Annotated in this window: 9 protein-coding genes; 5 read left to right on the top strand and 4 right to left on the bottom strand. The window is 62.8% G+C overall.

Going from position 1 to position 13,028, the window contains the following annotated elements; all coding sequences use genetic code 11:
- Positions 1-156: 156 nt before the first annotated feature.
- Positions 157-615, top strand: a complete 459-nt coding sequence (locus P3T20_RS26910) for a response regulator (RefSeq protein ID WP_074264601.1) — start codon at positions 157-159, stop codon at positions 613-615.
- 54 nt (positions 616-669) lie between these two features.
- Here P3T20_RS26910 and P3T20_RS26905 read toward each other — a convergent pair whose 3' ends face one another.
- Positions 670-1,062: a PRC-barrel domain-containing protein gene (locus P3T20_RS26905; protein ID WP_074264600.1), complete on the bottom strand. Its 393-nt coding sequence runs from the start codon at positions 1,060-1,062 to the stop codon at positions 670-672.
- 259 nt (positions 1,063-1,321) lie between these two features.
- Here P3T20_RS26905 and glgX point away from each other — a divergent pair, with 259 nt between their 5' ends.
- The 3 genes from glgX (at position 1,322) to P3T20_RS26890 (ending at position 6,031) form a co-directional block, all read left to right on the top strand.
- A complete protein-coding gene (glgX, locus tag P3T20_RS26900; RefSeq protein WP_074264599.1) occupies positions 1,322-3,550 on the top strand; it encodes a glycogen debranching protein GlgX in 2,229 nt (742 codons plus the stop codon).
- Positions 3,551-3,730: 180 nt separating this feature from the next.
- Entirely contained in the window at positions 3,731-3,937 is a 207-nt protein-coding gene (locus P3T20_RS26895) for a DUF2934 domain-containing protein (protein WP_074264598.1), read from the top strand.
- Positions 3,938-6,031 (top strand): AI-2E family transporter, encoded by a 2,094-nt coding sequence (locus P3T20_RS26890; protein WP_074264597.1) that lies wholly within the window; start codon positions 3,938-3,940, stop codon positions 6,029-6,031.
- A gap of 17 nt (positions 6,032-6,048) precedes the next feature.
- Here P3T20_RS26890 and P3T20_RS26885 read toward each other — a convergent pair whose 3' ends face one another.
- Genes P3T20_RS26885 through P3T20_RS26875 form a run of 3 tightly spaced genes read right to left on the bottom strand, consistent with a single transcriptional unit; the run spans position 6,049 to position 10,524 of the window.
- Positions 6,049-7,713 carry an efflux transporter outer membrane subunit gene (locus P3T20_RS26885; protein WP_074264596.1) on the bottom strand — a complete coding sequence of 555 codons (1,665 nt, stop codon included), beginning with the start codon at positions 7,711-7,713 and terminating at the stop codon, positions 6,049-6,051.
- A gap of 1 nt (position 7,714) precedes the next feature.
- Complete coding sequence (locus P3T20_RS26880; protein ID WP_074264595.1) at positions 7,715-9,280, bottom strand: DHA2 family efflux MFS transporter permease subunit; 1,566 nt, start codon at positions 9,278-9,280, stop codon at positions 7,715-7,717.
- On the bottom strand, positions 9,277-10,524 hold the full coding sequence (locus P3T20_RS26875) for an HlyD family secretion protein (protein ID WP_074266072.1): 1,248 nt from the start codon (positions 10,522-10,524) through the stop codon (positions 9,277-9,279). The genes P3T20_RS26880 and P3T20_RS26875 overlap by 4 nt, the downstream gene beginning before the upstream one ends.
- Before the next feature lie 252 nt (positions 10,525-10,776).
- On the opposite strand from P3T20_RS26875, the gene P3T20_RS26870 reads away from it, so the two are divergent.
- On the top strand, positions 10,777-12,927 hold the full coding sequence (locus P3T20_RS26870) for a hybrid sensor histidine kinase/response regulator (protein WP_074264594.1): 2,151 nt from the start codon (positions 10,777-10,779) through the stop codon (positions 12,925-12,927).
- The last annotated feature ends 101 nt before the right edge of the window (positions 12,928-13,028 follow it).

The following is a 13,028-nucleotide window of genomic DNA, read 5'->3' as shown; positions in this document are numbered from 1 at the left end:
GCGCACACAAGGGGTTTCCCAGGCTGGTCAGCGCTTGTGCATTTTGATACTTCTTGCTCCTTTGGACCGGTCGCTTCGCCTGCTTGCAGGCACCATCAGGATCGAATCTTGCGGCCGACGTCCGATGTGCACGCTTGTGGCACAGGGGAGAATGCAGTGACTGCAGACGACGGAATCAATGATAGCGACGACGTAGTGGTGTGGCGGCCAATCGGTGAAGCGTTGGCATCGCATCGCCGCGTGCTGGTGGTCGACGACTACCGCGAAGCGGCCGACGCATTGCAATTGCTGCTCAATGCGGATGGTTTCGAATGCCGCGCACTCGAAGACCCTTTGACGGTTTGCGATGTGGCAGGGGACTGGCAACCGTTCGCGGTAGTGCTCGACATCAAGATGCCGGGACTTGACGGTTTAGAGCTCGCACGGCGGCTGCGGGCTCATCCTTCCACGTCGCATATGCTGCTGGTTGCGTGTACCGCGTTCTCATCGGCAAATGATCGGGCTCGAGCGAAAGCAGTGGGCTTCGACGCGCATTGCGCGAAGCCGCTCACGCCGCAACGTCTGTTGCGCGTGCTGGAAGCCGCAACGACAAGCAGGGCAGACGGCCCGCTGTAACTGGCAGCGGACAATCCCGCACACCTGCGCACAGCCCGCGCTGCAAAATCCTCTTCAATCAGGCGCGTACTTGAATTCAGGCAGCGCCTCGAGCGACTTCTTCGTGGCCTCGGGCAGCATCACCTGGCGGTTCTCGATCTGCAGCTCGGCAAACGGCACCGCGACCAGGTGCTTGTCCATCCCCAGAAATCCTCCCACCGACAGGATGGCATACGTGCTGTGATCGCCTGGCGCGACGATCAGATCGTCGAGCGTGCCGATGTCATCCTTGTTGCGGTTGTACACCGACGCGCCGTGCAGTTTAGAGGCGCGGTAACCGCTGCCGAGTTGCACGACGTCGGTTCGTTTTTCAGTGACTGCTTGCGGCGCTCCCTGCGCGAAAGCTCCGCAAGAGAGCAGGGCGGCGAGCACACCCGCCGCAAATTGCATCTTCGATGTTCGTGTCATGGTGTCCACCCTCGGGGCGCCTGACGAGGCGCGTTTGGTTTAGTCATGCAAAAGACAGCGCGGACCTACCCAATTCGCCGTGCTGATTCGTGCGCGTAAGAGGTAGAGGCAAAACGCATGCCTTGCCACTTGGCACGATTCAAACAACGCGTGCCAAACAACGTGCGAAGGGATATCGGCCGTTCGGGACCATAACTTGCTTAAGTTAGTCTTTCGCACAGGCTCCCGTGCAATCACTCCCATCGTCCAAGGAAAAAACATGTCACGTGAGGCCTCCCAAACTCCTCCCGCCCAATACGCCGCACGCATCGCGGAAGGCGTCCCTTACCCGCTGGGCGCGACCTGGAACGGCGTCGGAGTCAATTTCGCATTGTTTTCCGCGCATGCGACAAAGGTCGAACTCTGTCTGTTCGATTCAACGGGCGAGACGGAAATTGAGCGCATCGAACTTCCCGAATATACCGATGAGGTCTGGCATGTTTTCGTGCCGGATCTGAAGCCCGGTGCGATCTATGGCTACCGCGTGCATGGCCCGTATGCACCCGAGGAAGGCCATCGCTTCAATCCGAACAAACTGCTGCTCGACCCGTACGCCAAGGCGCATATTGGCGATCTGAAGTGGGGGCCGGAAATCTTCGGCTACACGCTCGATCACGAAGACGGCGACCTTTCCTTCGACGAGCGCGACAGCGCCCCCTTCGTGCCGAAGTGCAAGGTGGTGGACGCCAATTTCTCGTGGAGCCACCCCGAGCGCAATGCGCTGCCGTGGGAACGCGTGATTGTCTACGAGACGCATGTGCGCGGTTTCACGCAACGCCATCCCGCCGTGCCGGAAAATCTGCGCGGCACGTTCGCCGGCCTCGGCCAGCAACCGGTGATCGACTACATCAAGGGGTTGGGCGTCACCACCGTCGAACTGCTGCCCATCCACATGTACGTCAACGACAGTTATCTGCTCGATAAAGGTCTGACGAACTACTGGGGCTACAACACGATTGGCTTCTTTGCGGCTGACCCGCGTTTTTTCGCGAGCGCGAATGCATCGTTGGAAGAATTCAAGGCGATGGTCGACCGCTTCCATAACGCCAATCTCGAAGTAATCCTCGACGTTGTGTACAACCACACCGCCGAAGGCAACGAACGCGGCCCTACGATCTCGTTCAAGGGCATCGACAACGCTTCGTACTACCGTCTGATGCCGGATGAACCGCGCTATTACATCAACGACACCGGTACCGGCAATACGCTGAACCTGTCGCATCCGCGTGTGCTGCAGATGGTGACCGACAGCTTGCGCTACTGGGTAAGCGAAATGAAAGTGGATGGTTTCCGCTTCGATCTCGCCACGATTCTCGGTCGCGAGCCGCATGGTTTCGATGAAGGCGGCGGCTTTCTCGACAGTTGCCGGCAGGATCCGGTGCTCTCGAGCGTGCGTCTGATTGCCGAGCCTTGGGATTGCGGTCCGGGCGGCTATCAGGTGGGCGGCTTTCCGCCGGGCTGGGCAGAGTGGAACGACCGCTTCCGCGATACCACCCGCGCTTTCTGGAAAGGCGATGAGGGTATGGTGCCCGATCTCGCCAAACGCCTTACCGGCTCCGGCGACAAGTTCAACCGGCGTGGCCGGCGTCCGTGGGCGAGCGTAAATTTCATCGCGGCCCACGACGGCTTCACCACGAACGATCTCGTTTCGTACAACGACAAGCACAACGAGGCGAACGGCGAGGACAACAAGGACGGCCACTCAGATAACAAGTCGTGGAATTTCGGCGTGGAAGGCCCTACCGACGATCCGGATATCCGCCAGCAGCGCGAGCGTCAGAAGCGCAACCTGCTGGCCACGTTGCTGCTTTCGCAAGGTACGCCGATGATCCTCGCCGGCGACGAATTCGGCCGCACCCAGAAGGGCAACAACAACGCCTATTGTCAGGACAACGAGATCAGCTGGCTCGACTGGGAAGCGATCGACGACGACGGGCGTGCGTTGACAGAGTTCGTCAAGAACCTCACCACCTTGCGGCATCGCTTGCCGGTGCTGCGGCGCGGACGCTTTCTGACTGGCGAATACAACGCTGCGCTCGAGGTGACCGATACCCGCTGGCTGTCGCCGACTGGCGAGGATCTCTCGCAGGAACAATGGGACGACGCAGCGATGCGCTGCTTTGGCCTCGTGATCGACGGCCGTGCCCAGGCGAGCGGCATTCGCCGGCCAGCCTCCGACGCGACACTGCTGCTGGTCCTCAACGCGCATCACGACGTGGTCAATTTCACGTTGCCGGATGTTCCCGAGGGCGATCAATGGACCTGCCTTCTCGACACGAACATGCCGGTACGCGACGAACTGCCGGCATTTTCTGCCGGCGCGTCTTACCAGGTCACCGGCCGCTCGCTGCTGTTGTTCGCGCTCGATGCTTCAAGCCGTGCAACCCAGCGGGTATTGGACGGACTCGAGCAGCAGTTGACCACCGATGATCCCGGCAAAACGAGCTAAGCACGGTCCGTAACGCCAGGTATAGGGCTTGCTGAACATGTAAACGCAGGCACCCCCGCGCGCCTTTGCATTCGCCTGATTCTCTGGTGCAAGCCAGCGAAGAAAATCCAGGCAATGAAGAACGCAGCGGCGGTCGCTCCGACCAAAGCAGACTCAAGGCAAAACGCCCAGGAGGGCAAGATGGCACAGGACCACGAACTCGAAACAAACAGCACCGAAGAAAAGATTCGCACCCGCGCGTACTACCTGTGGGAACAGGCGACCGATCCCAAGGGCAACCCGGACGAATACTGGGAGCAGGCGCGCGCTGAAGTCGAGAAGGAATCGATGGGCGCGGAGGGCGACTCGCATACGGGTGTGACGGTAACGCCGACACACAAGGAATAGATGCGGGACTTCGACGACCCACGCTTGACGCGCACGGCGACACGTATTGCTCCGAGCACCGCGCTGGGCATCGAGGGGCTGATCACGTTGGCGGTCGGCGTGCTGGCCGTCGCTGCGCTTTACTTTGCGCGCGACGTGCTGATTCCGATCACGCTCGCGATCCTGCTCAGCTTCCTCGTCGCGCCATTGGCGAATGCGTTGTTGCGCATCCGCCTAGGACACGTCGCCTCGGTGTTTGCCGCGGTGCTGCTATCAGTCTCGGTCATTGTGCTGCTCGCCAGCGTGATCGGGACTCAGCTCACCGACCTCGTCGCCAACGGGCCGCATTATGAAGCCACCATCGAGCGCAAGCTCGACACCGCGCACAACCTGACCATCGGCAAGCTCGACCGCCTGATGGGCACAGCCGGTCAGGCGCTGCAGCGTGTCACCGAGCCGCAGCAGCAGCCGTCCCCCGCGCCGCCACCGGCCTCGCGCAGTGCCGTGGCGCCATCATCCGATGCACAGGCACCCGCCGCGATGCCCGTCGTCGTGCGCGAGCCGGTGCCCACGCCATTCGAACTCGCGCGGCGTTTTCTGACACCTGCCATTAGCCCGCTTGAAACAGCGTTTATCGTTTTCGTCGTGACGATCGTGATTCTGCTCCAGCGCGACGATCTGCGCGACCGTGCGATTCGTCTGTTCGGTTCGCGCGATCTGCATCGCACGACGACCGTGATGGACGAGGCCGCGCGTCGTCTGAGCCGCTACTTCGTGTCGCAGCTCGGCGTGAATGCAGGGGTGGGCGTGGTGATCGGCATCGGCCTTTCTCTGATCGGAGTGCCGAGCCCTATCCTGTGGGGCATCATGGCCGCGCTCTTGCGGCTCGTGCCATACGTGGGCATCTGGATTTCGGCGGTGCTTGCCACCGCTCTGGCCGCAGCGGTGAGTCCCGGCTGGTCGATGGCGATCTGGTCGCTGGCGCTCTTCGTGAGCGTCGAAGTGCTGGTTGGGCAAGTGGTCGAGCCTTTGCTGTACGGACACAGCACGGGTCTTTCGCCGTTTTCCGTCGTGGTCGCCGCGATTTTCTGGAGCTGGATCTGGGGGCCTATCGGACTGATCCTCTCCACGCCCTTGACCTTATGTCTGCTGGTATTGGGCCGTCATGTTCGACGGCTCGAGTTTCTCGACGTGCTGCTAGGTGATCAACCCGCGCTCACGCCGATCGAGAACTTCTATCAGCGTGCGCTGGCCGGCGACCCGGATGAGGCGCTCGCACAAGCCGAGAGTCTGCTTCGCGAGCGTTCGCTCTGCGCGTATTACGATGAAGTTGCCCTCAAGGGTTTGCAACTGGCGGCCAACGACGTGCAGCGTGGCAGCGTCACCGCCGCGCAACTCGCACGGATCGAATCCACCACTAACGACCTGGCCGAAGGGCTCGATAGCTTTCCCGATCGCGATCCCAGGCTCGATCAACCCGAGGAAAACTGGGCGGCAGTCGGGCCGTCCGACGAACGGTCGCGATTGCCCGTGGATGAAGCGAGCCTCGAGCGCGAAGCCAGAGCACAAGCGGCGGCGAGCGAAGGCGAAGCGGGCATGGGGGCAGGTCAAGGCACGGCCGGCAACACGAGCGACGAGACGCGTATCCAGCGTGAGCGCGCCGAACGCAATCGGGCTGGCCATCAGGTGCTATGCATCGCCGGACGCGGTCCGCTCGATCAACTGGCGACCAGCCTGCTGCTGCAACTGCTCGGCAAGCACGATCTGAATTGCCGCTCGCTGCCGCATGAAGCGGCGTCGCGCACTGCTATCGATACGCTCGATACGTCGGCGGTCACCATCGTATGCCTGTTCTATCTGAACATCGACGGTATTCCCTCTCATCTGCGCTATCTCGTGAGGCGGGTTCGTCAGCGCCTGCCTGATGCGTCGATTGTCGTTGGCCTGTGGCCGCAAGGGCAGCCGGAAAAGTGGAGCGACGATCTGCAAAGCGCGATCGGTGCGGACTGCTACGCAACGTCGATGCAGGACATGCTGAATGCGTGCTGCCGGATCGCCGCTACCGTTCCGGTGGAAATGGAACCGGCGCAGACGGTCGACGATATCGCGGCGTAGTTCTGGAAGTACCATCCTCAACCGCCCGGCGCTTTCGCCGGGACCGCATCCGTCGCGCCTGTCGCATTCCCACCAGCTTGCCATCCGCCGCCCAACGCCTTGTACAGTGCCACGAGGTCAGTGCTGACCTGCATGGTTTCCTGCGCGTACTGCTGCTGCGCATCGCTTAGCTGCCGTTCTGCGTCGAGCACGTTGATAAAAGTAACGAGGCCCTTGCGGTAGCTGTCGCGCGCGAGTTCGAAGGCGGCCTGCTGCGCCGCGACGCTGTCGCCCAGCGACACCTGGCGCGCCTGATCGGTACGGTAGACAGCGAGGGCATTGTCGACATCGCGCAACGCCATCAGCACCGTCTTGCGGTAATCGAGTGCAGCCTGCTGCTGTTGCGCTTGCGACAGATGGAGGTTAGCCACCAGCGAGCCGCCCTCGAAGATCGGCAGCGAGATGCTCGGCCCGAATGAATAGAACAGGCTCGACCAGTGTGTCAAACCGCTCGCGTTTGTGGCGCGCGTGCCGACCTGGCCGGTCAGCGAGATATCCGGGTAGAACTGCGCCACCGCGACGCCGACATCGGCGGTGGCCGCATGCAGACTCGCCTCGGCACGGCGGATGTCCGGACGTCGGCGCGCCAGTGTCGACGGCATGCCGACCGGCACGCTCGGCGGTACAGGCGGCACCGCGGCAGGCGCGGACAGTTCATCCGCGAGCGAGCCCGGCGGCTCGCCGAGCAGATAGGCGAGGCCATTGAGCGCCTGCTGGATCTGCTGATCGTATTGAGGCAACTGCGCCTGGGTCTGCGCGTATTGCGCTGTCGCACTTTTTACATCGAGCTGACTCGCAAGCCCCACCTTCGCCTGACTTTGCGTCAACGCGACGATATCGCGCTGCTGATCGACGAGGCTTTGGGTAATCTGCCGCAATGCCTGGGCGCCGCGTAACTGCATATAGGTTTGCGCGACCTCGGCCTCGAGCGACACCAGTGCGTCGTTGCGGCTTTCCACCGCCTCTTCGGTCTGCGCATGCGCGGCCTCGACCGAGCGGCGCACCCGGCCGAACAGATCCAGCTCCCACGAAGCATCGAAACCGACCTGCCATAGGTTGATCGGCGCGGTCAGCTGGTTAAGGACATTGTTGGCGCCGTTTTCGAGCGTAGCGCCCGCCCCAGGGGCGATCTGGTTGACCGGCGAGTTCGGCGCGCCCAGTTGATCGACCTTGTTGTAGACGCCATCGGATTCCAGAAAGCCCTTCGCGCCGAGCTGTTCGCGCTGATAGCTACCGCTTGCGCGTACGTTGGGCAGACCTTGCGCAGCCGCGCTCTGCTCCTGGGTGCGTGCTTCGACGATGCGCAGCACGGCCTCCTGCAGGTCAAGGTTGTCGCGCGCGGCGCGGTCGATCAGCCCATCGAGCGTCGGGTCCGAGAAGCTGCGCCACCATTGCGGATCGGGATCCGAGTCCATCGTGGGCACGGATGCGGCTGTTGGCGCCGCAGCCGAAGCAGGCGTCGCGGCACGAGCCGCCGCCTCTGAGGCAGCCTGCTGCGGATCGTGCCATTGCGCCGGCGTGTCGGCTTGCGGAGCGCGAAACTGCGGTCCAACCGTGCAGGCGCCGAGCAGCACTGCAAGAGGAAGTGCAACGGGGAGTGCACGCCGGAGCGCGGCACGTCGTACGCGGCGAACGTGGCTCATATCAGTGTCCTCCTCCGCCGCCTGCGGCTTTGGCCGGAGAAAAGAAAAACGTCACGGGAATGACCATGGCGCAGAAAAGTGCGAGGTAGCCGAACACATCCACGTAAGCCAGAATGGTCGCCTGTGAGATGAAGGTCGTATAGAGTTGCCCGGCGGCGGTTTTCATCGCCTGCGCGAGCGGCTGGCCGGTCATGCCGGCAATCGTATGCGCCGTGCGCTGCAGCGTGTCGTTGTAGTTCTGCGAGAGCGTCGTCGTATGGACCGACAAATGCGCCATGCGCGCCTGGGTGCGCTCGCGAATCAGCGCGGTGGATAACGAAATGCCGATCGACCCCGCCACGTTACGGAACATCGTAAACAGCGCCGAGGCGTCGTCGTTGAGTTCGCGCGGCACGGTCAGATAGGCGAGCGTCGTAATCGGCACGAACAGAAAGCCGATCGCAATCGACTGCGCGCTACGCATCTTGACGAGCGTGTCGTAGTCGACATTCGGCACGAGGGTATGCGAGTAGGCAAGGGCGAGCGCGAGCAGCAGAAAACCGGTCGCCACGAGGAAACGCGTCTGCACGTAGGGCATCGCGCGGCTGATGATCGGAATCTCCATGACGATCAGAATCGCGCCAGGCGATAGCACGAGCCCCGCCAGCGTCGCGGTATAGCCGAGTTGCTGCTGGGCGAGTTGTGGCACGAGCACGGCACTGCCATAGAGCATCATCGCAAAGGCCGCCATGGTGATGCAGCCAAGCGCGAAGTTACGATCCCTCATGCACGCCAGATTCACCACGGGCTTCTTCGCATAGAGCAGCCACGCTATCGCCCCCGCTATGCCCGCCACCGCCAGCGCCGCAAAGATGCGAATGAACGTCGACGAAAACCAGTCGTCGTCTTCGCCGCGATCGAGCATCACCTGCAGGCAGCCGAGACCGATCGCGATCAGCGTAATGCCGATATAGTCAATCGACACCTTGCCGCTGTCCTTGTTGCGCCACGGCGGATCTTCGACCAACTGCATCACGGCGAGCGAGGTGAGAATGCCCACCGGCACGTTGAGCAGGAAGACCCAGCGCCACGAGAAGTTATCGGTGATCCAGCCGCCGAGCGTCGGGCCCAGCACCGGCGCAACCACGATCGCCACCGCCGAAATCGAAAACGCGCGTCCCCGTTGTTCAGGCGGGAAGGTGTCGAGAATGATCGACTGCTGGTTCGGCTGCAGACCGCCGCCGAAGAACCCTTGCAGCAGCCGGAACACGATCAGCTGCATCAGGTTGCTGGCAATCCCGCACAGGAACGAGCAGATTGTAAACGCCACGATGCAGACCAGGAAATAGCGCTTGCGGCCCATCACCCGGCCAAGGAAACCTGAGATCGGCAACACGATGCCGTTCGCCACCAGGTAGGAGGTTAAGGTCCAGGTCGCTTCGTCGTAGCTGGCCGACATGGTGCCGGCAATATGCGGCAGCGCCACGTTGACGATGGTGGTGTCGAGCACTTCCATGAACGCGGCCAGCGTCACGACGATCGCGATCAGCCATGGATTGCCGGCAGGCTTCCAGTTGGCCTCGCTCATTTCAGGAAGACCTTGGGCGACACCGAAAGTCCGAGACCGAGAGGCTGATCGCGCGGCATGCCGTCGTCGATCACGATCTTCACCGGCACGCGCTGGACGATCTTGACGAAGTTGCCGGTCGCATTTTCCGCCGGGAAGGCCGAGAAAACCGAGCCGCTGCCGAGCTGCACGCTGTCGATATGACCATGCAGTTCGAGCTTCGGATACGCATCGACCTCGACGTTCACCTTGTCGCCAGGGCGCATGCGCTCGAGTTGCGACTCCTTGAAGTTGGCCGTCACCCAGACGTCCGGCGTGACGATCGAGAACAGCGACACGCCCGCCTGCAGGAAGCTGCCGTACTGCACATTGCGGCGCGTGACCCAGCCATCGGAGGGCGCCCGCACTTCGCAGTACGAGAGATTGAGGCGTGCCTGCTCGAGCTGCGCCTCAGCCTGCTGAACCTGCTGACGGCGTTCTTCCACCGTCGCCTCGGTCTGCCTGATCTGCTGCGGCACGAGGCTCGCCGTCTGCTGCTGGGCTTGTGCCTGCTGCACGCTGGCGCGGGCGGTTTGCTGCTGCGCGTCGGCGGTATCGATGTTCTGCTGCGAGGTGGCGCGCTGGTCGACCGCATGCTGACGCACGTAGGCGGCCTGCGCCTGCTTCAGGTTGGCCTCGGCCGAAGAGGTTTGCGCCTTGGCCTGCAGGTACTGCGCCGGATACTGCACCCGCGCGATATCGAGCTGGACCTGGGCCGCATTCAACTGCGCCTGCGCGAGCCCCAGTTGAGCCTGGGCGGCGTCCACCTGGGCCTGATACTCGCGCTTGTCGATGACGACCAGCAGCTCGCCCTTGTGCACGTAGACGTTGTCGTTGATCGCCAGCTGGACCACGTAACCCGAGACTTGCGGCGCAATCGTGATGGCGTTGCCGTCGGTGTAGGCGTCGTCGGTGGTGACCTGGTTGCGGGTCGCGAACCACCAGATAAACGCGCCGATCAGCAGGATCACGGCCACTACGGCAAGGATGATCAGCGGCTTTTTGCTCTTGTTCTTTCCGGAGCCGTTGGCGTCCTTGCCATCCTTTTCGTCCTTGCCGTTGCCGTTATTGCTGTCCTTGTCGTTTTTGCTGCCGTTGTCGTTCTTGGTGGACCGGTCGTTCGCGCCGTTCTGGCCGCTCGCCGCGCGCCCGGAGTCGCCGGCGCTGGATTGCCGGTCGCGTTGCTGGTCTTCATCACCGTGGGATGGAGCGGTCTGGTCAGACATGACGATTCGTTCCGATAGGGCGGTGCCCGCTGCGGCAGCAATCGTTGTGCCCAGTTGCCTGGCGGATCGCGACGGAACGCCCTTGAACGCCATAGAGCCTGCTGTAAGCGCCATATGTTTGTGTCTGGGCGCGGCCTGTCGTACAGTCAGGCGAAACCGAATTAGGGTCGCGCGCGGTATCGGGCACGTTGTCTGCAAGCCACCCAGTTCGACCTACACTGATTTTATCGATTCGTCAGAGGAGATCGTCACGTGCAACATGCGGAGCGCGCCGTCGTCGACTTACCCCTGCCGTTACGCAACTTTGCTGCAACGCGGCGCATCCTGCTCGTGGTGTTCGTCGCCTCGATCCTGTTTCCGCTCGCCTGTCTCGCAGGCTACGGATACTTCGACTATCAGCGCCGGATTGCCGATTCCGACAACATGATCGACCGCCTCGCACGCGTGACCGACGAGCAGGCGGTCAAGGTGCTCGATCTGAACCAGCAGATCATCGCCCGTATTCTCGACCTGCTGGGTGACGACGACGCGGCCGCGATCCGCGCCCACGAAGGCGAGATCTTCCAGCACCTGCGCGAGATTGGCGGCGACTTCCCGCAGGTGGCGGCCATTGCGATCTTCGACCCGGCGGGCAAGCTGCTGGTCAATAGCCGCGTCTTTCCCGCCCCGGACGTCTCGGTCGCCACACGCGACGATTTCCTCTCGGCAAAGGCGATCCGCCCGTCGACGTACTTCTCGCTGCCGATGTACGGGCAGGTCTCGCAGACCGATGTGTTCAACACGACGCTGGCCCGCTCGACGGCGGACGGGCGCTTCCTCGGCGAAGTCTCCATCGCGCTGCGCAGCGACTATTTCTCGCGTTTTTACAGCGACCTGACGGGAGGCGACCCATCGCTCGCGCTCGGCCTGTACCGCCAGGACGGCCAGTTGCTGGTGCGTTATCCGGGCTGGCCACCGGGCACCGAGCTGTCGGCGCATACGCCGTTTACCGATGCGTTGCGCGACAAGGAACTGTTCGGCCACGTGCGGATGACTTCGAGCGTCGACGGGGTGGAGCGGCTGCTGGCATTCCGCCGGGTCGCCGACTATCCGCTGTATGTGATGAGCGCCTACGCCACCTCCGCGATCTATGAGCAGTGGTGGCACCACTTCTTCCTGATCGCGACCATCACGGTGGTGCCGTGCATCGCCATCTGGCTGCTGGTGTTCTTCTCGCTGCGCCAGCTCGAGACCGAGCGTCAGGCCTGGGAGCGCTGGCAGGGCGAAGTGGCGATGCGGCTTTCCGCCGAGGCATCGACCCGTCAGTTGCAACGCATGGGCGCGCTCGGCAATCTGGTGGCCAACGTCGCGCACGACTTCAACAATCTGCTGATGGTCGTCTCGTCCAACATGCAGATGGCCCGCCACAAGGGCTTCAACAACATGGAAAACGAGGTGAAGGCGGTGGAGCGCGCCACCTCGACTGCGGAGGCGTTGACGCGCCGCCTCCTGAGCGTGGCGCGCAAGCAGCCGCTCAAACAGGAGCCGGTCCAGCTGGCGAAATGGCTGCCCGGCGCCGCCCCGCTGATCGACGCGGCGGTGGGCGACAAGGTGCAGGTGAAGCTCAATCTGATGGACGAGATCTGGCGCGTGCTGGTCGACCCGACCGAGCTCGAGTTCGCCATCATGAACCTCGCGGTCAACGCGCGCGATGCGATGCCGCGAGGCGGGCGCTTCGCGATTCGCTGCCAGAACGTGCGGCTGGTGTCGAGCGACACATTGCTGCCCGATGGCGAATACGTGCTCATCACCTGTTCCGATGACGGCGAGGGCATGGCCGAGGCGGTGGCGCGCCGCGCCTTCGAGCCGCTTTTCACGACCAAGCTGCACGGTTCTGGCACAGGCCTCGGGCTCGCGCAGGTCCTCGCGATGTGCGAACAATCGGGCGGCACCGCGAAAATAGACAGCGTGGTGGGCAGCGGCACGACGGTGCGTCTATATCTGCCGCGTTACCGCGAAGCGCGGGCGGCGCAGCCGGTAGTCGCCACGGCGACCGGCGACGACCACTCCGCTGCGCAGGGCGTGGTGCTGCTGGTGGAGGACAACGCGGATGTCGCAGCGGGCATCGCGGCCGTGTTGCAAACTTTCGGATGCGAAGTGCATCACGAAGCGACTGCGGACCGGGCACTTGATGTCCTCACCGCCGGGGAGACTTTCGAACTGGTGCTCTCCGACATCCAGATGCCCGGCAAGCTGAACGGCGTCGACCTCGCAGAACGGGTGCGCACTTCCTGGCCCGCCCAGAAGATCGCCTTGATGACCGGCTACGCCGACGAACTGGAACGCGCCAAACATATCGGCGTGGCGATTCTCGCCAAGCCATTCAATATCGACGAACTGCATGCGCTCGTGACTTGCGAGTGACGGTGAACCGGGTGAGTCTGGTGAACTGGCGGGACTGTCGCAGGTAAGGTCATCCTCTCCGCTTGAATTTTCTACACGGCGTTGCAACTCCCCAAGGCTGC

Source organism: Paraburkholderia sp. GAS206C, assembly GCF_050435645.1.
In the GTDB taxonomy this organism is placed as follows: Bacteria; Pseudomonadota; Gammaproteobacteria; order Burkholderiales; family Burkholderiaceae; genus Paraburkholderia; species Paraburkholderia phenazinium_B.
Note: the sequence above shows the minus strand (reverse complement) of the source record. Positions and strands in the feature narration are given on the sequence as shown.